At 59.2% G+C, this 22,231-nt stretch carries 13 protein-coding genes; 7 read left to right on the top strand and 6 right to left on the bottom strand.

What is annotated here, in order from left to right; genetic code table 11:
* Positions 1-2: 2 nt before the first annotated feature.
* A complete protein-coding gene (locus HS122_05255; protein ID MBE7537800.1) occupies positions 3-263 on the bottom strand; it encodes a hypothetical protein in 261 nt (86 codons plus the stop codon).
* Here HS122_05255 and HS122_05250 point away from each other — a divergent pair.
* The 6 genes from HS122_05250 (at position 262) to HS122_05225 (ending at position 12,360) form a co-directional block, all read left to right on the top strand.
* The gene (locus HS122_05250; protein ID MBE7537799.1) at positions 262-3,375 is read left to right on the top strand and encodes a glycoside hydrolase family 127 protein; all 3,114 of its coding nucleotides are present in this window, start codon (positions 262-264) and stop codon (positions 3,373-3,375) included. The two genes, HS122_05255 and HS122_05250, sit on opposite strands and share 2 nt — an antisense overlap.
* A gap of 593 nt (positions 3,376-3,968) precedes the next feature.
* Positions 3,969-5,492, top strand: coding sequence for a hypothetical protein (locus HS122_05245; protein ID MBE7537798.1), 1,524 nt, complete (start codon positions 3,969-3,971; stop codon positions 5,490-5,492).
* 142 nt (positions 5,493-5,634) lie between these two features.
* The gene (locus HS122_05240; GenBank protein MBE7537797.1) at positions 5,635-7,425 is read left to right on the top strand and encodes a hypothetical protein; all 1,791 of its coding nucleotides are present in this window, start codon (positions 5,635-5,637) and stop codon (positions 7,423-7,425) included.
* Between the two features lie 25 nt (positions 7,426-7,450).
* A complete protein-coding gene (locus HS122_05235) occupies positions 7,451-9,931 on the top strand; it encodes a hypothetical protein (protein MBE7537796.1) in 2,481 nt (826 codons plus the stop codon).
* 14 nt (positions 9,932-9,945) lie between these two features.
* Complete coding sequence (locus tag HS122_05230; GenBank protein MBE7537795.1) at positions 9,946-11,544, top strand: sulfatase; 1,599 nt, start codon at positions 9,946-9,948, stop codon at positions 11,542-11,544.
* An 81-nt stretch (positions 11,545-11,625) separates the two neighbouring features.
* Positions 11,626-12,360, top strand: coding sequence for a hypothetical protein (locus HS122_05225; GenBank protein MBE7537794.1), 735 nt, complete (start codon positions 11,626-11,628; stop codon positions 12,358-12,360).
* Between the two features lie 179 nt (positions 12,361-12,539).
* Here HS122_05225 and HS122_05220 read toward each other — a convergent pair whose 3' ends face one another.
* From HS122_05220 to HS122_05200, 5 genes are all read right to left on the bottom strand, one after another.
* The gene (locus tag HS122_05220; GenBank protein ID MBE7537793.1) at positions 12,540-13,670 is read right to left on the bottom strand and encodes a Gfo/Idh/MocA family oxidoreductase; all 1,131 of its coding nucleotides are present in this window, start codon (positions 13,668-13,670) and stop codon (positions 12,540-12,542) included.
* A gap of 93 nt (positions 13,671-13,763) precedes the next feature.
* Positions 13,764-14,879 carry an IS630 family transposase gene (locus HS122_05215; protein ID MBE7537792.1) on the bottom strand — a complete coding sequence of 372 codons (1,116 nt, stop codon included), beginning with the start codon at positions 14,877-14,879 and terminating at the stop codon, positions 13,764-13,766.
* 55 nt (positions 14,880-14,934) lie between these two features.
* Positions 14,935-15,969, bottom strand: coding sequence for a TIM barrel protein (locus HS122_05210; GenBank protein MBE7537791.1), 1,035 nt, complete (start codon positions 15,967-15,969; stop codon positions 14,935-14,937).
* 242 nt (positions 15,970-16,211) lie between these two features.
* Positions 16,212-17,183 (bottom strand): SMP-30/gluconolactonase/LRE family protein, encoded by a 972-nt coding sequence (locus HS122_05205; GenBank protein ID MBE7537790.1) that lies wholly within the window; start codon positions 17,181-17,183, stop codon positions 16,212-16,214.
* Positions 17,184-17,235: 52 nt separating this feature from the next.
* On the bottom strand, positions 17,236-18,051 hold the full coding sequence (locus HS122_05200) for a helix-turn-helix transcriptional regulator (protein ID MBE7537789.1): 816 nt from the start codon (positions 18,049-18,051) through the stop codon (positions 17,236-17,238).
* Between the two features lie 443 nt (positions 18,052-18,494).
* Here HS122_05200 and HS122_05195 point away from each other — a divergent pair, with 443 nt between their 5' ends.
* The gene (locus tag HS122_05195; GenBank protein MBE7537788.1) at positions 18,495-22,184 is read left to right on the top strand and encodes a TonB-dependent receptor plug domain-containing protein; all 3,690 of its coding nucleotides are present in this window, start codon (positions 18,495-18,497) and stop codon (positions 22,182-22,184) included.
* Positions 22,185-22,231 lie beyond the last annotated feature (47 nt).

The raw sequence follows: 22,231 nt of genomic DNA, 5'->3' as shown, positions 1-22,231 counted from the left end.
GCTCAATGAAGAAAAGCGTGGTCATAAAATATGCGCTGCTGAATGCGGTCCTGCTCGAGAGTGTCTTCGAGGAACTCCGTGAGATCATAGCGGTGAATCTCGTTGTCGTAGTGGACTGCTCCGCGGGTTTGAGAAAGTGCGTGTCCGGGAGGATCTGCGAACCCGAAGTGCAGGGAAATCGTGCCTTCGCTGAGCAAATAGTAGCGAAGATTGAGTGCTGAGGCGTAGTATCTCGCTTGGAAATTGGTGCATACCTGTCTCATGGCTTCACGAAAACTGCGCGGTGTTCGATGCGTCGCATTCATTCTTGCGTCCGCGGGCTTCCTGCATGCGAACGAATGGTGGGACAAGGCATGGACCCATCGCCAGCATATTGGCATCGACGCTTCGTCGATCGGCGAAGATCTTGCTGATTTTCCTTTATGGGTAAAGTTGGGCGATGCACATTTTCCAAGAACCCTTTCGGCAGACGGCGGGCGTGACCTGCGTGCCATTGGAGCGGATGGTGCCGTTCTGGATTTGGAGATGGTCTCCTGGAGACCGGACGACATCCGATTTTATGTCCGCATTCCGAAGATCAAGGCTGGAACTTCCGGCCAGGGCTTCGACCTGTATCTTGGCAATCCCCATGCCCCTGCTCTCCCGACAAAGCTGATCTGGGACAAGTCGCATCTGGCTGTCCTCCATTTGTCCGGCGACCTGACGGACGCCACCGGGCGGGGGTCGGACCTATTGAAACAGGGTTTCGTGGTTCAGAATGGCTGGACGGCCGGGTTGATCATGGACCAGTCCCATCGCTGGATCACTTTCGACAGCAGCAATCGGGGCTATCTGGAAGTGACTCCCCCGCAGGATCAGGCCGCCAGTCCCAACCTGACCCTGATTTGCCGCTTTAGGCCGGCGAATACCGAACCCCTCACTCTTTTCTCCAGCAGCGGATTCGATGTGCTTACCAGCGGCGGCCGCCTGCTCTTTCGCTCCGGCACTTCCGAATTGAGTTTGGACGGTGTCGGCATCGGCCAATGGCAGTCAGCCGTATTTTCCTACAATGCCGCCACCGGGTCGCGCCTGATCAGCTTGGGCGGACGTGGGACCGCCAAGGACTTCCATTCGCTGCTCCGGCTCGAATCGACCCAGGTCCGCATCGGCCGCTCGGTTTCCGATGCCAAGGAATCACAATACGGAGGCGACATCGAGGAAGTCCGCCTATTGGCTGGCAACCCTTCGGAAGCTTGGATCAAGGCAACCGCCCTGAACCTCAGCGAAGAGAATTCCCTGATCGTGCCCGGCGAACTCCGCGCAATCGGCGGCAAGCCCGCACCGCCACCTCCTCCGCAACTCCTCGGTCCCTCGGACGGCTCCCACTCGTACAAACCCAAGGGGACAAAACTGCAATGGCTGCCATCGCTCGGGGCCGGCGAATATCGGGTACTGACCTTCAAGGATGCCCGCGGCACTCAACTATTGAAAACGGTCGCAGCCGGCACTTCCCGGGAAATCAATCTGACACTCGATCAAGCCGGAGCATCGGACATCTATTGGACCATCGTCGCAAGATCCCCGCAGGGCGAAACCCGTTCCCGCCAGATTCATCGACTGATCTTCCACGAAGCCAATTCCAGGGACTGGCTGCTGTCCCCCGGCCAAGCAGTCACTCCGCAGCTGGTGAAGCCGGCCCATCTCGAGATCCGGCTCCAGGGCTACCTCGGAGGCCGCATCCGTCGTCTGGCTGAATACATGAAAAGTTTTACCCAGCAGAACCCGGGACTCTTGCGCATTCAGCGTGAGCGTCCGGAAAAGGGACTTCCACCCTGGGCAGGGGTATTCACCGGACAATACCTGAGCTCGGCCCAACTGATCTGGCGCGTGACGCGCAACCCCGAGCTCAAGGCGCATGTCGACGCCTTTGTGCGCGACTTGATCAGCACCCAGCGCGCCGACGGCTACCTTGGGCCATTCGAAAGCATCGCTGGCTCGCTGGAGCTCTGGAATCATTATGCGACTCTATGTGGATTGCTCGACTACTATGAGGATACGCAATACCGGCCCGCGCTGGAGGCCGCGCGCAGGGTCGCCGATCTCGTGATCCAGGCTTACGGCCCGGCTGGCGACGTCCTGCCCAAGACGGGCGGCGCCAGCGAATCGATCAGCCATGCCATCGTGCGGCTCTATGGCGTGACACGGGACCAACGTTACCTGGATCTGGCCAACTACATGATTCATGAGGCATGGAATGAACCGGGTGGCGTGGCTTTCTATCACCTTGGCCAGGGTCATCCCACGGTCAGCGACTTTCCGGTGCGCCGCTGGGAAAGTGTCCACAATATCATGGCGCTCTCCGAAATGTATTGGTTGAGCGGAGACGTCTCCTACAAGACCGCCTTTGAACGCCTGTGGCGAACCCTGCGCAGGACCGAGCGGCACATCACGGGCGGCTTCTCCACCAACGAAGGCTTGCTCGGCACGCCGTTCAACAAGGGAACCATTGAGACTTGCTGCACGGTTGCCTGGTCACTCCTTTCCACCGATATGCTGCGGCTGACCGGCGACTCTCGTGTCGCCGACGAACTCGAGTGGAGCGCGATCAACAGCGCCCTCGGCTCCATTCCTTATGGTGGAACCTGCTCCACTTATGCCACTCAACCGGATGGGCTCCGGCAGTTCTGCGTGCTGAACCGGCAGGGTCCGCACGACGGGAGAGCGTTGAGCTGCTGTTCCACCAATGCGGCCCGCGCCTTGGGCAATATCGCCAACTGGGCCTTGATGGAAAACCAGGATGGCTTGGTGCTCAACTTCTACGGTCCTTCGAAAATCGTGGCCGATCTGGAGTCGGGCAACCGGATCAGCCTGGAGCAGACCACACAATATCCCTCCCGGGGTGGCATCCGTCTCGGGGTGACGGTGAAGGAGCCGGAGACCTTCACTCTACATCTCCGTATTCCGGAATGGTCCGCGCAGACCCGGGTGACGTTGAACGGCAAGGCGCTTTCGGCGCCGCCGGCCGGAAGCTACCTGCCGATTCGTCGCCAGTGGAACACCGGCGACACGCTCACCCTTTTGCTGGACTTCACTCCGCGTTTTCAAACCGGCGCGGAAGACTATGCCGGCAAAGTCGCCGTCTTCCAGGGGCCGATCCTCTTCTCCTGCGATGCCCGATACAACGCCGGCCAGCAAGAGCAGCCCATCGCTCTCACGCTCGATGGCCTGAAGATCGAGCCCATCGAAACACCTGCTGGAGAAGGACCGTGGATCCTGGCCCGACTGACCGATGGCGGCGGAAGGCAATTCAACGCATGTGATTTCTCGAGCGCCGGCTTGTTTGGTGACAAGTACACCTCATGGTTCGATCTCAAGCAAGGAGGCACGGTCAGGTAGTCACGAAGATCCGCACCACGTGGCATCGATGAGATGATAGTACTGCTATTTGAGAATTCAGATGGAGAGACGGTCTCCATGAACTGATAGGCTGCCGCGTGCCCCTCTTGCTCGCTTTCTCCCTACTTCAGTGTCTATTGCTGGTGACTGCTTCTCATGCGCAATCCCCGGTCTTGGGTTCGAAATCTTTTCCTCCTGAAGGGCGTCTTGCCGGAACGCAGGTGCGGCCGGGGGCGGTCATACTTGAACATGTTGCGACAGAGTCGTTCACGCTCAGTGGGTTTTATGTAAGGCTGGCAAACGGCTTGGGACCGACGCGGCAACCCATCGTGGCGGGACTGCGCATTCGCGGGGAGCGTCGGGCTGAGCGCGCCGTCATCCCAGTCCATCCCTTTCCGCTCAACCTGCACACGCGCACGAATGGGAGAACTCAACCACCTCTTGATGTTGGGCAGGAATATCGGACCTTATTGTCTCCGCCGCTCGCAGTAGAGGCAGGCGAGATGATCTCGGTGGAGATTGTGTCAGGTGGGGAACCTGGTTGCGATGTGGTCGCCGGGGTGCAGCTGCAGGGTACCTGGGCCATTGCCGAAATGCCGCGGCCGTTTCGCGCCGTTCGCGCAGCGGGGCCCGTCAGCCGTGTGCCATGGTCGGCCCGCGAGGTGATCTGCACGGGCAACCAGCGAAAGTTCGATCCGCTTTGCGCCCCGCAGAACAACTCCGGCGTTGTGGCCGACGAGGATGGCACCCTTTACCAGTTCACGTCGTATTATTCGGTGGATGAGCAATACGGAGGCGGCCGAGAAGGATCCTATGCGCGCATTTACGGCCATCGTAAACGTCCTGGCGGCACGTGGGAAAACACCGGATTGCTCGTCGATCCAACTGCCACGGGATTGACCTACGCCGGGGATCCTTTCGCATTCCGAGACTTGGAAGGCACCCCCTGTCTGGCCTACACCACGGCGGATGGAAGCAATGGCTTTGTGGACTGGAAGCACATCGATGGTCGGATACTGCGTTCGAGCACCAAGAGTTTTGCCGGCCCGTGGCAAACCACGCATGTGCTCTACGCCGGGCTCCCACGCCAGGAGGGCAGCGATGGCCGCATGATCGGAATCCGAATCTATCCTCGGACTGCCACCGGGGATTACGTGCTGCTCTGGCAGCATGGCCAGCGCGACATCACAATTCGCGGGCTTATCCTGCCGGACCTGCAAACCACGCTGGATCACAGTCAAATAGCAGCTGCGCCAATCCTTGTCCGAAATCAAGAGGAAGGCGGCGGCGGTTTCCAACGCGACGGCAAGGGATATCTTTCAACCTGGCAGATACCATCGATCAACGATCCAACAGGGGTGCAACGGCTCTACGAATTCGATCTCGCCGACCCGCTGAATCCCAGCAGCTGGCGCGTTGTGCCCGGTTCCTGGGGCTACAACAACGGCACCAATCCGGTCGAGGATGGTGGAACGACCGCAGACTCCTGGTCCCTTTCCTTGATTGGCGACGAACTCTGGGCGACGCTCGTAGCTTGGAGTGTGAGCAGCCAGAAGAATTCTGTCCTCACCTGCCATGTTCCGTGGGACCGCCGGCAGGGCAACACCTTCCGTTTTGGCGGAACCAGGGTAGCGCGCTTCAGCGAGATCACGCCAGTTGTGGAGTACGCGATTGGCAGGCAAGGCAGCCTCACCTTGGATTTCACGAGCTGGGGCGACCAGGCTTACGCTTTCCTCATGCTTGCACCAGATGATCGTCCCGGTCGCGAGGGTGCCTTCGGACTTGAGCTGTCGGACCAGGGAGCCCGACTCGTCTCCTGTCCTCCCGGTGCACCGATGAAGCCATTGACTGCGATGCGCGGACCGCACTGGAGCGCCGGCCGCACATTCCGGCTCAGGTTGCGTCGTGATGGCGATGGATTCGCGGCTTGGGTGGACCGAGAGTTGATTGGCAGAGTTAGGCTCGCAGAAGCCGCGGATCTCGCCCTGCTGGAAGAGCCGCAGCGATTCAAGCTCCACGGCACCGGTGGCGGACTCTATGCCATCGAGAATGCCGTGCTGGTCGATGGACCCGAGGCGGAGTCAAGGGATGCGCCGGTGCCAGTTCATGTCGACTAACCCTATCCGCATGTTTGGTCCACCACCGCTTCCCTCTTCACCTGCCTCTGACAGGACGTTGTCAGCCTTGTCGCCGCTGCGATTCCGTTCGTTATCGTGCGCGCTTGGTATCCTGATCGGCGTTGCAGCCTTCCAAGTCGCGGTGAGCGGTGCTCAGCCATTTTGGACCACGACGAGCCGGCTCCTGAGCCTCGGTGAGTCGATCGAGTTCCGGTTTCACCTGCCGCCGGAAGTCGATGCCGGTCAACTTCGCATTTACCCGCGCTATCTCGAACAGGCGGACCCCGGCGATGCATTCCAGGCGGGAGGCGACCTACGGTGGCTGGCCCGGCTTCCGTCCGAACCGGCGTCGCTCATCCGGGAAGGCGCCGCCGCCGTCTTTCGCTACCGGCCGGTGCAGACTGGGAACTACCTCGCGGAATGGCGGACCGGAAACGAAGTTCAGTACCGCTACTTTGCGGTGATCGATGAGACTTACATCGTGCTGTCCTTTTCCACGTTCGGCAGTCTGACGCCGGAGCCGACGCTTCATGCCACGGGAATCCCGCTGGATTACCGTCTGCCGCTGGACCAATTCAACCCCGACAATCCCACGGGTCGGAAATTGCTCGGGTACAACCGGAGCTTCGGTGACCTTGTCGTGCCGCATCTGCCGGACCTGCCGGGCACCACGCACGAGGAACTCGTACAGGCATACGGGGAGGGCCTGGCCAAGGCCCGCGTGTTCATCCCCGATCCGCTCGACCATCGCGCTGTCCGCGTCGAGATGCGGCACAACGAGGACCCGGGATACCCGCGCGCCTTCGCGGCTCTTGGGATCAACGACCACTGCGGCCTCGTTGAGGCCAATTGCATGCCCTGGCTCGGCATGCCGGAATTTCCCTATTATTCCTCGCCCGAGGACAGCCGGCGCATACGTCAGGGGGGCGGTGGCGAGGTCGTGGCCCACCAGTGGGATTTCTGCGGATCATTTCATTTCCTCGGGCCGGTGGACTGGCACTATAGCGCCGCCGAAGGCCGCTTCGAGCGCACGGTCGAGTGTCTCGAGGACGGCCTGGACGAGCTGCGCAACCTGGCGAAGATGAATCGCCGTCCGGCGATCGTGACCCCGCTCTACGGAGGCACCGACCGCGCGTGGGGTGACAATCCCAACCCGATCTTTTATGCGGGAGACCACACGGCCGCCATGCTCGCTTATGTCGAGCGTTACCAGCGCCTGCTCGCCTTCGAGCTCACCAAGCGGTACAAGCTGGCTTTTGCCCGAAGCCTCGACTTCGTGGATTACTTCCGCCGCCACTACCCGGCGACGCCGCGCACCGTGTATTCCAGCCGGACCCGACACCAGCTCTACGATGCCTGGTGGACCCATGGCTCGTTGAACCACCATGGCGTGCTTTCCTCGCCAGCCCGGATCCCGTGGAGCACCCGGCTCTCCACCGTGCAGCGGCTGCGCGAGACCCCGGTTGTGCCCACCACCGCCCTGAGCCTGCCCTTCAAGGATCCGCTTTCGTGCGAATTCATCCTCATCGAGGAGCAGCGGCGGCAGGTGCGCTTCGAGCGCGAGAGCCCCAACCCGGTCTGGTGGTTCGATTACACCCGGACCGAGAGCAGGGAAAAGGGCAGCGTCCTCCACCGGACAGTCCTCCCCGACGTTCGGGTTCGCCGGACCCAGCGCTTCGACGCATCCGCCGGACTCACGCTCACCCTGGACATGCAGACCGAGGCCACTTTCCCCGGGTACGCCCTCGCGTTGTGGAACGTGCCGATCGCCAGCGACGCTTCTCCCGCGGAAATCGATACCGGCGGACTGCCCTACACCCTCGTTGGCAACACGGCGGGTGAAACCCACCTGGTGGTGGAGTTTGATCTCAAGCCCGGCGCGGTCGTGAAAATCCTCCTGCGCAAGCCGCGGGCTGCGCGTTGGGACTTATGATCGCCTGTCCAACCTACCCATGCTCATGATATTCCGCCCACCTTTGCCTTCGACCACCTGCTGCCGTTCGCAGGCTGCGTCGATGCGGGCCGAGGTGCCTGGTGCTGTCTGGGCGTTCATTGGACTGTGGTTGTTCTGCCTCCTCTGCAAGGTTGGTTGGTCTTACGACTACTCCGAGCCGATGCGTTGCGTACAGACGCTGCCGCTGGGATATCCCGATTCGCCTTTTGTTCTGCGCTTCACTCGCGAGGAGTTGCAGGCGCAACCGATCTGGGGCGATCGGGTCGAGGCCATAGTGATAGCTGACAATGCATCGGCCCCAATCCGAACCGGGGCTGAAACCTTGCGTTCTGCCTTGGTCAAGTTGGGGCTGAGCAACGGTGTGGTCGTGGAAGTGGACCCCGGTCGGAAGACGCTTCCCGCAACGCTGCCCGATGGGCGGATTGTTGTCCTGGGTGCGCCGGGGCAATTCGATTTGGTTTCGGCGCTTGCGGAGCAGGCGGGCCTTCAGGTGACCGACGAGACTTTGAATGGCGACGGCTTTATCATCAAGCCGGTCAGGCAGGACCGACGGGAAATGCTGCTGATCACATCGCCCGTGGACCGCGGGGTGCTCTATGGGGCCCATGAGCTCGAGGAACGGAGCAGCCGGCGGGGGGTGCCACGGATTGATCAGAGCTTTGTGCCCAGCATCCGTTATCGCGGCTGGCCGATGATGGTCTTTGTCGATGAACCGCCCGACGTGATCGGACGATGGCGTCTGAACATGTCGATGGCCACCGACTGGGGTGGAGGATCGACCAAGGAACTTCTTCGTTACAGGGATTTCCCCGAACTAGGCGGGGAGAAGCGCGAGGAGCAGATACTCGGGCAACAGAGGAGGCTGCATGCGAAGTATGCCAATGCCATCAGGCAAGGCGCCATGCCGGCAATCACTTGGAATCCCCTGAGTTTCAACTTCGCGCCGGGCCGGGTGGCGACGCAGGCTTATCGGGAAGCCATCGCCCGGGTTCATCCGGGGATCCTTGCGGAACCGTTTGGAGACCATCTGGCCCACGAACTGGGCAACGATCGCAGGAACCTTTGTCCCTCTCATCCGGCCACCCGCCGATTCGTGGAGAGTGCGGTCAAGGAATTCGTCGAAACCTTTCCGGAGATCGAGATCCTGCACTTCATGCTTTCCGACGTGGGAGGCGAACTGGTCTGCGGCTGCGCCCGATGCAAGGAATACCCCTACCTGCAACGGATCTCCGACTATTCGGAATTGATCATCCGGACTGCGCGCGCAGTGAAACCCACGATCCGGTTCATGACCTGCCCGGCCGCCCTGCAGCACTTCATCCCGATCCATCATCCGGAATTCCATGGTGACAGGGTGGCGGTGCTCCGGGAGCTCAAGCAACGCCTTGGGCCCGAGGTGGAAGCGTTCTTCCTGTCCTTGGGCTCACCACCGGGGAGCGATTGCCAGTCGTGGCTGGCCCCGGACAGTGAGATCCTGGGGCAGGGCGTGCCGATCATTTTTTTCTTCCAGCATTACGAAGCGGACGGGCCGGGGATAGTCTCGCCTGTTTCGCCCATCCTGAGCCACCTGAGCTGGTCACTGCCCATCCACTTGCAGACGCTGCAGAGATATGCTCGAGGCGGCATGATTGGCGGGATGCTGCAAGGAGCCGGTGTCGAGGTCGGTTGCTGGCATCCGGACCTGGACGGGAATCGGTATATGCGGAACTGGTGTCAGGCCAAGTATGGTCCCTCGGCCGGGCAAAAGGTATTCCAGGCACTCCAAGGCACTCACAAGATCACTGAGGCGTTTTATCTGGAGACCAAGCCTGACTGTATCGAGAGCGTGGATTTTTTCCGCTGGGGCGAATACCTCAAGCCATGGTCGACCGACATGTCGGCTTTGAAAAATGCTGGGCTGTCGGAAGAGGAAGTAGCCGGCATCGCCCAGTGGATCACGTTTTCGTTCACCATGCCCCAGGCTCCCCAACCGGAGGAACTCCGCCGTGTGACGTCATCGACCCAGCGGAAATGGCTGAAGCGATTCTCGATTACGAAGGAGATCGACATTGCTGATCGTGCCGAGCGGCTGTTGGCGGAGGCCGTGGTTACGGCGCCTGATGCGGTGGAGATTCAGCATCTGCATGAGTTGGCCCGAGCCACCCAGGCTCTGGTGCGGCTGCACCGGGACTATCATCAGGCCCTCGTGTTTGCGAATGCCGCGCGAAATACCAGTGAGCCGGATATGCGTCAGCGACAGGTTGCACAGTCGCGGAGGCTTCTGAGAGCGGCAATCGAACAGGTGGTGGAGTACCGGAATCACTATTTACCGCTGGTGAGAAAGCAGAATCCCGCTCTGTGGAGTCTCCATCTAAACGCCCCACGGAAATACCTTGGCAACATATTGGGGATTGTGCGGGAGGCGGCCTGCCTCCATGACCGGGAATTTGGCGACGAGGGCCTGCTGCAATATATGGACCAAGAAATGAAACACTGCTTACCATGAGACTCGTCCCGCTCGTGTCATTGATTGCGACGTTGCTTATTTCCGCCGCCGACATGGTTGCTGCGGATCGTCCGAATGTGCTTTTCATCGTGGCCGACGATCTCGGCACGCAGATCGGAGCCTATGGAAATCGGGAAGTGCTCACGCCGAACATCGACCGCCTTGCAGCGCGCGGCATGGTTTTCGACCGGGCGTATTGTCAGCAGGCCATCTGCAACGCGTCCCGAGCCAGTTTTTTGACAGGGCTTCGACCCGACACAACCCGGGTTTACAATCTGACAACCCATTTTCGCGAACGCGTGCCCGACGTTGTCACCCTGCCGCAACAGTTCAAGAACCACGGCTATCACAGCGAGGGCATAGGCAAGGTGTTTCACGCCGCCTTCGGTCCGGGCTTGATTGATGCGCCATCCGATGCCAACCGGATGGATGATCCGCCGTCATGGAGTGTGCCCGCATGGCGCCCGAAGCCGCGCTACTACTATACGGACGCCGGGATTGCCGAGGCTCGCCGCGTGTATGCCGCGACGCAAAAGAAGACGGGTGCCCAGGTTGATGACTATCTCAACACGATCGTCCGCGGATTTCTGGCGGAATCCCCGGATCTGCCCGACAATGTGCTCGCTGATGGAGAGATCGCCGACCGAGCCATTCGTTCGCTCTATGACTTCAAGGAGCGGCAGAAATTTGGAGTGGGGAACAGCCAGCCTTTCTTTCTGGCAGTCGGCTTCCTAAAGCCACACACGCCTTTAATCGCGCCGAAGAAATACTGGGAACTTTACGATCCATCCAAGCTCACCCTGCCTGAGAACAACTTTCCTCCGAAGGATGCGCCCCCAATCGCGTTGCAGGTGTCCTGGAATGAATTTCGCGCGTTTTCGGATGTTCCGAAGGATGGAGTCATCCCCGTCGAGTTGCGCCGTAGGTTTGTGCATGGCTACTATGCCTGCATCAGCTTCATTGACGCGCAGGTTGGGCGGATCCTTGCGGAGCTCGACCGGCTCGGCCTGTCCGGCAATACGATTGTCGTGCTGCTGGGCGATCACGGCTATCACCTGGGCGAGCACAGCCTGTGGGCGAAGCTGACGAATTTCGAGGGGTCTGCTCGCGCCCCGCTGGTCGTCAGCGCGCCCGGAATGAAGTCCCGGGGAAAGCATACGAATGCCCTGGTGGAGTTTGTGGACATGTATCCCTCCCTGTGCGAACTGACCGGGCTGCCGCGACCGAAGAACCTTGAGGGCAGCAGCTTTGCGCCGCTGCTGTCGGATCCTGACCTGCCATGGAAGTCAGCCGCGTTCACCCAGTACTGGAGACAGAAACTCGAGAAGCCGCATAACGTGGTCCCGCTGGCGATTCCCAATCCGCCGGGCTACGATCGCTACCCGGAAAATGGTTTGATGGGCTACTCCATGCGAACGGACCGATACCGTTTCACGATCTGGTGCCCATTCGACGCCATGGAGAAAATCGTGACGACGGAGCTCTACGATCACGAGTTTGATCCTGCGGAGAATGAGAATATTGCCGCCAGGCCGGAGAATGCGAAAATTGTCCGCGAACTGACAGCGAAACTCCGGAAGGGCTGGCGCGACGCCCGCCCGCCGAGATCATGATTTTTCGATCCTCCATGCGCTCACCACCGTGCTCAAGCGCCTGAAATTGAATTTGAAACTCCAGTGCTCCCTCATTGTGGAATGCTCCGCACGACTCCGCTGATCCGAATCGTTTTCCTGTTTGCTGGCTTTCTTGCCTGCGGAGCCGGCTGCCATCACGTCAGTGCACCACCAAGCGCAGAGATGCGCGTGGTGGCCTTTGGCGATTCGATCACGCATGGTTATGGCGTGCCCCAAGGTCTGGGCTGGGTTGAACTGCTCTCGGCCAGGTATCGCGAGAACGGAAGCCACCGCGTGACGCTGATCAATGCCGGCGGTGACGGGAACACATCGAGCGAAGGCCTGCGGCGCCTGGAAACCGACGTGCTCAGCCACCGACCGGGACTGGTGCTCGTGGAGTTTGGTGGCAACGACGCCACAGAAGGAGTTCGCAACGTTACGCTCGACGATTATGAGCGCAACCTGCGCGCCATCCACCGCGCGGTCATCGCGAGCGGCGGGAAGATGGTGCTGCTGACCTTTCCTCCCGTCATAAACTCCTGGCATGTCGACGGCGGAAAGCCCTATTTTCTTGAGCGCGGAGGACTGGATCAGGAGGTGGAACGGTACCGCCAGCGCACGCGTCAGCTGGCTCAACAGCTCGGGCTGCCGCTGTTCGATCTGGACCGCTTCCTGCGCGACTTGATGGAACTGCACGGTCCCGCGCGATACATTGCCAGCGATGGCGTGCATCTGACTCCCGCAGGCAATCGCCTTGTCGCGGAATCGATCGAAAAATTCCTTGCGGCGAAAAAATTGATCGCAGCGCGGGAGTAGCGTGCGCCTCACGGGCATATGCCTACTGTTTCCCGGTAAAGGGTCGCGCAGGTCGTCAAACAAGACCTGGCAAGCGCTCGTCACAGATGGCATGGCTGCTGGCGCTGAAGGATGACAGTCGTTCACTTCCTTGGCTCCCGTGTGTCCGGGCTGGAAGTGACTGCTTCATGGTCCTGTCGCTAAGCTGGGAACTTCACCCAGCGAGCGCCGTGTTTGGCGGATTTCACCACGGTCTCGATGAAGATCATGCCGTCAACGCCGTCCTCGATCGTGGGAAAATCCAGATCCCTGGGCGGTTTTCGGCCCTCAACCTCAGCGGCAATCGCGCGGAATGCCTCACGGTAGATGTTTCCAAAAGCCTCCAGATAGCCCTCGGGATGGCCGGGTGGGACCCGGGTGAGACGGGCTGCCCGCGGGTCGAGGTACGAATTGCCATGACGCCAGAGCTCGCGCGGTCGGTCGGGGTATTTGACCACGAGATCGCCTGGGTACTCCTGGTGCCATTCCAACGAGGCCTTGTCACCGTATACTCGGATGTTGAAGGCGTTCTCATCGCCGATGCAGATTTGCGAAGCGAGGAGCACGCCACGCGCACCGCCGTGAAATCGCAGCAGGATATTGCCGTCATCGTCGAGCCGTCGGCCGGGAACAAATGCGGTGAGATCGGCGCAGAGCGACTCAATGCGCAGACCTGTGATGTAACGCGCGAGATTTTCGGCGTGAGTGCCTATGTCTCCCATGCTTCCAGCCGCGCCACTTCGCTTTGGATCGGTGCGCCAGGACGCCTGTTTTTGGCCGCTGGCTTCAAGCTTGGTTGCGAGCCAGCCCTGCGGATACTCCACCACGACTTTGCGAATGACACCGAGGTGGCCCGAGTGAACCAAGGCGCGGGCCTGCTTCACCATGGCGGTACCCGTGTAGTTGTGGGTGAGCACAAACACCTTGCCCGTGCGACGCACGATGGAACGGAGCCTGCGAGCCTCGGCCAGACTGAACGCCACGGGCTTGTCACAGACCACATTGAAGCCGGATTCAAGCAGCAGCTTTGCCGGTGGAAAATGTTCATGGTTGGGCGTGACGATCACCACGAAATCGAGCCTTCTCTCCGCAGGCTGCTCGACCTCGGCCTTGATCATCTCGTGATAGCTGCCGTAGACGCGGTCCGGTGAAAGGAAAAGGTCGGCACCCGATGCACGCGAGCGGGCGGGATCGCTGGAGAACGCGCCGGCGGCGAGCTCAGCCTTCCCATCCATCAATGCGGCCAAGCGGTGGACTGAGCCAATGAATGCTCCGCGTCCGCCTCCGATCATTCCAAAGCGTAGCTTTCGATTCACTGGCCGGGAGGGATTGCCGCAAGCGCCAGCCCGCACTAGTGTTCTGTCGCGGAAATGACTATACATATATCATGCGGCCTTCTTGCGCGGCTTTCGCCGGGTGCAACCGGGCTGGATGGCCTCGAGCCGGCGACGACAGCGTTCGATCCTGGCAAGGATGTCCTCCGCCTTGGCGGTCCAAACAAATGGCGTGGGCTCCTGGTTCCATTGCTCGATGAAGCGGGTGATCGAGTTGATCAGATCGGGAACACTGGAGAAGCTGCCGCGACGCACCGCCTTGCCGGTGAGTTCGGCAAACCAGCGCTCCACCAGATTGAGCCAGCTCGAACTGGTGGGAATGAAGTGCAGTTTGAAGCGTGGACGCCGGGCGAGCCAGCGCTGCACCCGCTCGTGTTTGTGGGTGCCGTAATTGTCGACGATAAGATGGAGCTCGTCCGCCTCGGCATATTCCGCGTCGATTTGTCGCAGGAACTTCAGGAACTCGATGTGCCGGTGGCGCGGGAAGCAGTGGCCGCTGATCTTGCCGGCGGCCACGTTCAATGCGGCAAACAGCGTGGTCGTGCCATGGCGCACGTAGTCGTGCGTCCAGGTGCCGCAGCGACCGCGCTTCAGCGGCAGGCCTGGTTGCGTGCGATCCAGCGCCTGAATCTGGCTTTTCTCGTCCACGCAGAGCACCACCGCGTTTTGCGGTGGGTTGAGGTAAACGCCCACCACATCGAGCAGTTTGGGCACAAACTGTGGATCGCGGGAGAGTTTGAACGTCTCCTGTCGGTGCGGCTGCAACCCATGCTCCTGCCAGATACGCGCGACTGTGCTCGCATGCACGCCCTGCGCCTTCGCCAGGGTTCGCGCGCTCCAGTGCGTCCGCCCCGGCGGCTTCGTGTGCAGCGTCGCTTCGACGATCCTTTTCGCCAGCCCTCGGCGCGGCTTGCGCCCGCGGCCATTCGCCACGTCCCACAATCCTTGCGGACCTGCGGACACAAAGCGCTGGCGCCACAGCCGGCAGGTGTGCCGGTTCACCTCCAGCTCCTCCGCAATCGTGGCATCGTCCAGCCCTTCGGCCTTGCGCAAAATGATCCGGCAGCGCTTCACCACCTGCTGGGGCGTACCGTGCGCGCCCACCCAGCGCTCCAAAACGCCACGTTGGTCTGCCGTGACCGTCAGAATCGTCGGTTTCCTGCTCATGCTTGCAGGTTGAACGATAACGACTTTTAAGTCTAGTCATTTCAGCAACAGAACACTAGCGGGCGCCTAGAAGATGCTGGAGCGTGTAGAGCTCCAAGCCCTCATAGTCTCGCGCCGCACGGAAGTCTTCGACACGCCTGCGGTCGTACGCTCGGACTTTTGTGACGAGATCAAGAAAGATCTGGCGCGTGGTCTTCAGGTGATCAATGACCGGAGAGCCGCGCTGCGTGCGCATGGCCTTCACATCCAAGCCCACGAATTCGCCGCGTCGGCCATACCCATGCTCTTCGAGCACCAAGACCTGGTTGAAGGCTCCGCGAAGGTTGGCGCTTCCAAAATTCTTGTCCTGGTCGTACTTCAGCCCGTTCTGGTCGTTCAGGTGAATGCTGCCCAGTTTGTCATGAGCGAGCGCGAAGGCCATTTCATCCGCAGGGTCAAGATTGGCGAGAATGGCGTGCGCGCTTTCGATGACGATCTTCACACGACTCTGGTCGTCAGACGCGTAGGCCAGCGATACCGCGTGACCGGCAGTCGGCACAAATGCGAGGTCGGTGGGTTCGTTGGGTTTCGGCTCGATCCAAACCTCGATGGTCTTGTCGTAGGCCAGCATCCTGTTGACAGCTTCGAGAAGACGTTGGTAGGCGGTGACGACATTCTTGGCCTCACGAACGTACGTTCCTTCACGCGCAAGCCACAGCACAATCGCTTTTGTGCCGATGGCGCGGGCCATGTCGATCGAGCGCAATGAGCGGTCGATCGCATATTGACGGTCGGCGGCTGAATTGGATGTGTAGCCTCCATCAATGGTCTGCGGTGCGAACCAAAGTCTTGGCGCCACAAATTCTGCGGCGAGGCCCTGGTTGTCCAATGCCTTCTTCACACCGGCCGCCTTCGCCAGCACCTGTGCGTGTGTCAGACTGTCGATGTCAGGAACCACGTCATCATCGTGGAACTGCACGCCTTCGAAACCCATCGGACGGTAAAGTGCGAACTTGGATTCGATGTCGACTGCAGCCCGTGTCATGGGGCCAAACGGATCGGAGCCCTCACTGATGTTCCAAGGACCAAAGGAAAAGCGGTAGTTGTTCAAGCTGGACATGGATGGTGATGTGTCTGCGACAGATGCCGCACCAACCATATCGGGGATACCTCACAACCTCTACGACTTTTCGCTCAATCGTTGATATTGTTGTCTCAGGTATCAGACGCGGACTTGCCTGAACAGGACGGAATCCATCCTCGGCGACCTTGCTCGGCCGCTTCGCCGCAAGACCTCTGAAGTATGTCCTGCACAGTCTCGTCGACTACACTGTGGTCGGTGTGCGCGATTGCCTATCTGCCCCATCCTGCCCCTGCGGTCCGCAGTTTGATGGAATAGAGTGAAGTGCTCGCCGTGATGAAAAGTGTCCTGCCATCAGGACCGCCAAAGCAGAGGTTCGCCGTTGTTTCCGGTACGAATATTCTACCCGTCTCCGCACCACTGGGAGAAAAAACGTGAACGCCATCCGCGGCGCTGACGTAGAGACGGCCGCTGGCGTCGCAGCGGATTCCGTCGGGCACACCGACCTCGATGCGGCAGAATACCCGACCACCGGCGAGCGTACCATCCGGGTTGACCGTGAAAACTCGCACGTGCCGCGGACTGCCGGAATCCGAGACGTAGAGCAGATCTTCGTTTGGGGAGAAACAGAGCCCGTTGGGCATGTCGAAGTCGCTTGCCACGATCGCAACATTGCCGGTCCTTGGATCCAAACGGTAGACTTGATTGAGCGCCTGTTCCCGGGATTCAGGGGACGGGAGGCCGTAGGAGGGGTCGGTGAACCATACGCTGCCGTCTGATTTTACGACAACGTCATTCGGTGAATTGAACCGCCGACCATTGCTGCGTTCAACAAGGGTGCGCACGGTTCCATCCGCCTCCAGAATGCTTACGCGTCGGTTGGAATGTTCGCAGGTGATCAGCCTGCCAGCACGATCAAGCGTGTTGCCGTTTGCGTGGCCACTTGGCTTCCGAAAAACGGTGAGACCGTCCGACGCCGACCATTTCCAAAGCGTGTTCGCAGGAATGTCGCTGAAAACCAACGCTCCATTCAACCATACGGGCCCCTCAACAAACTGCATGCCTCCTGCGAGCTTCGCCAGGGCTGCACCTGGCATCACGATGCCTTCAAGGGTGTCCTTGCTGATCCCTTCTGTCGCAGGGATGGGATCACCAAACGAGCAGGTGCACCAAAGCAAGACGAGGCAGATTGTGGGGGACAAGTGATTGACCTTGCCGGAAGGAGTGCGTTGAAGGGATTTCATTGATGGCTGCAATTGGTGCCTTGTTCCCATCGAGGGAGCCATTCCTCCTCCACTACTGGCCAATCGGGCTGTCTGGCAGCGCACGGGTTTTCGATTTTGTTTCCCTGAATTCCTTGGGAGACAAGCCGAATTCGCGACGGAAGAGCCGATTGAAGAATGAGAGCTGGCTGAATCCATTGTCGAGCGCGATGTTTCCGACCAGCTCGGTGGTGTCGCGAAGCGCGCGGCAGACAGCCTGTAGTCTTACCTGGTTGAGAAACGTCGAGAACGATCTGCCGGCATGACGGCGAAACTGCCGCGCAAAGGTTGCTCGGCTCATGCTGGTTAGACGCAGCAGTTCGGAGAGCCCGATCGGCTGATGAAAGTGGGCGAGAATATAGCTGACTGCCTGGCGAATTGCCTCCTGGTGCTCCGCTGAACCCGTCAGTGCAAACGGGCGGGCGGACAACGGCCGGACTTCCCTGCCAGGCGCACGAGCGAGCCCGTCGAGAATCTGCAGAAAGAGAGCCAGGCGCGCGAGACCGGTGAGATTCTGCAGTTCTTCCATCTGGCGGCGCGCAACTTCCGCGGTCCTGCCCTCAAAATGAAGACCGCGCAGTGAAAAATCGGCGAGCCTGCGCAGCGATGCCGTCTCCCCGAGGCTCCAAATGCCGTGATCGAAGGGAAAATCCCATTGAATGGCCAGACCGGACGAAACGCTCCGCTGGTGCCAATAGTGCGGCACATTCGCGCCGATCAGCAGCAGGTCGCCCGCCTCAAAAAGTTCTATGTGATCCGCGACGAAACGCGTGCCTGAACCACGCTGAATGAAAGTCAACTCCTGTGCTCGATGATAGTGCCAGTGATCGCCATGGCCTGAAATTGGCACGGACCGGCCCGCGCCTTGCACGATTTCAACACGATCAACGCTCCGGTTCCAACGGAGAATGCGAAGGGTGCTGTTTGAGGCGAACTGAATTTCTTCGCGTTGCAGGGGCATCGATGTTTCGAGAGGCTTTCATCGTCGATTTCGAATGGCAAGGCAGGATGAAGGTGCTTGCGTTGAACTCCTGACACAGTGCGCAAACTTGGGCAAATCTTGAGGCGGGAAGCTCACACGGGTCCGCTTTTTTGCGACCCATCCAGTGATTTGTTCCGCGTGCGGTGGTCAGTCTCTGGGCTGAAATTGCGAGGTGAGATAATAGTGTCAGCGTTTGAGAGTTGAGGCGTAGCCGTTGTGCCTGGAAACTGGCATTCTCATCAGGAAATCATCACACATGCGTGACCGCTTGTGCTGATTGAGATTTCAAAACCCAGACACCCCACTGCCCAATGAACAACATACTTGGATTCAGGCAATTCCTGCAGCCGCTCTGCGCGCTACTTGCGTCGGCGGCAGCCGCCGTCTCCCTATCGGGTCAAGCTGCAAGCCCCGGATCGGGGTCCGCCTCCACGACACCCGCTCGGCCGCTTACTGCTGCCGACGTCGCATCGACGGAGGACACCGAATCATCGGAAGATGCGACAGTCCGTCTTGAGCCGTTCAATGTCTACGGAGAGGCCCAGACAGGCTATCGGGCGAAGACCACCCTGGCTGGAACTCGCATTCGTTCCAACGTTGATGACATTGGTTCAGCCCTTCAGATCGTCACTTCGCAGTTTCTGAGGGATACAGGGGCGACGAATACCCAGAGCCTCCTGACGATGACGACCGGCACCGAAGTGGGAGGACTCTATGGCAACTTCGGTGGCAACGGCGCGGGTCAGACCGTTTACGAGTGGGGAAAAATGGCGCGACCGGATCTTAATACGCGCATCCGCGGGCTCAGTGCTGCGGACAATACGCGCGAATTTGAATCGTCCGACATCCCGTGGGACGCGTACAATGTCGATACAATCGAAATCCAACGCGGCGCCAATTCCATCCTTTTCGGATTGGGCAGCCCAGCGGGTCTCATCAATTCCAGCCTAAAGCAGGCTGATCTGCGGAAGAGCAACGGTTCAATTACCGGACGTTATGGCAGCCATGGCAGCTGGCGCTTCGCGCTGGATAAGAATCAGGTTCTTCTGAAGGACGAGTTGGCCATGAGGGTCGACCTGCTCAAGGACTACACCTATTTTCAGCAAAAGCCCTCGTTTTCCGACAACAAGCGCGTTTATGGAGCGCTTCGCTACGACCCGAAGTTTCTCAATACCAAGTCGATCAGCACGTCTCTGCGCGCCAATTTTGAAACGGGGAAAGTCAAGGCGCGCAATCCCTACACGATGCCTCCGGTCGATCGGATAACTCCCTGGTTCGCGACCGGAACGATGCCTGCAAACACAGCAGGGTATCAGCATCTGAATCTTGCGAAGAGGACCTTTGATTTCAACTACGCCAACTACTACTTCGCGGACGTTGCCAACTCTGGTTCAATGACGGCAAGCAGTCCCAACTTCCAGCCATGGTTGACAGGCCTTTACCAGGGAAGCTACGCGATTTTCCCTGATCCGTCTTCCAGTACGCAGAGCGGTCCATTCCGCGCTCCAGGCATGTTCTATGTCGGTCAGCAGTATGGTCTCGCGCCTAACGGAACCATTGACAAGAGCATCCAAGGCATGCCGACGAACGGGCTGCTTGTTATTACCCAGCAGCAACAGGCGGCCGCGGCGGCGAAGCTCCCGTTCGCCAGCGCTTACAAGAATGCCAGCCTTACCGATTCCTCAATCTTTGACTTCTACAACAAGGGCATCTCGGGCCCGAATCGGTTGACGCGTCAGGAATTTGAGGCAATCAACCTTCACCTGAGCCAGACCTACTTCGAAAACCGCCTGGGCATAGAGCTCGTTTACGACAAGCAGCATCACTATCTGAATGACTATAATCCATACAATGGAACTGACGGTGCCATCACGGTCGACATAAACACGGTCTTGGGAGATGGCTCACCCAATCCGAATGTGGGTCGCCCATTCATCACCACCTCGACATATTATGGTGGCTCCGATTCCGGCAGTCGCCGCGAATCCAAACGCGCGACCGCATTTGCCGAATTTCGGGCCACGGACGTTCTGCGTGAATCATGGCTAACCAAGATCATTGGACGTCATACGCTTACCGGCGTCTACAATGAAACCGATTACAAGAGCAAGTTGCGGAGCGCGGCAAGCTCCGCCTTTGCTCCTCTGGGTGCCACAGCCGACCCGGATGCAATCATTGGCAGTGCGCTTGATCCTTACCGTTGGTTCCAGACCATCAGCTATCTTGGTTCGAGTCTTGCGAATGCCACCTCAGCTCAAGGCAGTAACCTCAATGCCGTTTCGGTTGACCAGCGTCCAGCATCGGGTTCGCAACTGCGGGTGTTCAATTCCCGATGGAACAAGCCAACCGATCCGGCTGCGAACGGTTACGTAAACCCGGCGGCAACTTGGTTTGATCCGTGGAGGCGCACGAATTCCACTCAGTCGGAGAATCCCGCCAATTACGTCGGCTGGGTCAATCTTCCGGTGGACACGCTCTATTTCGAGCCCGACATGGACTCCCTGCTCACCAGCTCCGTCAAACGGCGAAGCTCCCTGGCATCGAGGATACTTGTTTACCAGGGTTCGCTGTTCGACAATACCGTCATTCCCACTTATGGTTGGCGCGAGGATACCGCAAAGTCCTATTCCAAGGTTCAGCCGACAACGAACTACGGCACAGTAAACGAGCAGGACCCCTCGTATGTGCTTCCAGAGAAACCCTTCAACACCATAAAGGGCCAGACTCGGAGCTACAGTGTAGTGGTGCATACTCCCATGTTCATTCGCCGACGTTTGCCGACCGACATTAATATCAGTCTCTTTGCCAACAAGTCGAAGAACTTTGTACCCGCCTCCAGCCGTGTGGACATCATGAACGTGCCCATTGCTCCGCCCTCGGGTGAAACGAAGGATTATGGAGTCATGCTTTCAGCAATGAATGGCCGGATTGCGCTCAAGGTTACGAAGTATGAGTCGCTGTCCACCGGTGCCAACTACAATGTGGCCAATGCATGGCTTGCAGGAAGTCTTGTGGTGCGCACGTGGGTCGCCGCAAAACGCTTCGAGGCGGGTCTGACGGGCGATCCAAAGTATGCGGGATCCAGCTACAACTATGGCACCAATGTGAATGGTGTATTTACTCAGACGGCACAGGACATCGCCGATCAGAAGGCCGCAGTTCAGGCCACACTCAGTTCGCCTTTCATCACCAATCCCGCCTTTTGGGAAGCGTGGAAAATGCCGATTGGCAGCCAAGCCGCAATGTCTGACTACCGCTGGCAAAATAACTACAATGAGCCATGGACGGCAGGCCTCGGCGGGTTTCTTCCGGATGGCATGACTGCAACCAGTGACAATGAGTCGAAAGGATATGAGTATGAACTCTACCTCAAGCCGACTGACAACTGGGATATCACATTGAATGCTGCAAAGACGAAGGCTGTTCAGACAAATATCGGTGGTTCGAGCACTCGGGCGTTCCTTGAGGCCGAGAATGCCTACTTCACAAGTGCGGGCGGTCAATTGCTTCGCACATCAGGCACCAGCCGCTCAACATGGAAGGATCAGTGGGATGCGAATGTGTGGAGCCCTTGGTCGCTGAGCCAGCTTCTCAATGGAACCAACAACGCCGAACTGCGCCCATGGCGGTTCAATCTAATAACCAATTATCGGTTTACCAGCGGCCGTTTCAAAGGCTTCAATATCGGTGGTTCGTACCAGTGGCAGGACAAGATCGCGATCGGCTATCCCTCAGTCTATGCAACCATCGCTGGAATAAAGTCCGAGACCTATGATGTCGAGCATCCCTACTGGGGACCACGCGACACCAATGTCAACGTCTGGATTGGTTATTCGAAGAAGATCAATACGAAGCTCACCTGGCGAATCCAACTGAATGTGGACAACGCATTCGGAAAGAACAAGCTGATCCCAATCAATACCCAGCCTGACGGCACGCCTGCCGCCTACCGAATCAAGGTTGGATCCGCTTGGGCTGTGACCAACACATTGGAGTTCTAAAAACCAGACATCCCCCTCTATTGCCGGCAGAGCGCATTCGCCTGCCG

The organism is Opitutaceae bacterium (assembly GCA_015075305.1).
Classification (GTDB): domain Bacteria; phylum Verrucomicrobiota; class Verrucomicrobiia; order Opitutales; family Opitutaceae; genus UBA6669.
The sequence above is the reverse complement of the archived record's forward strand: the minus strand, read 5'-3'. Positions and strand labels throughout refer to the sequence as shown.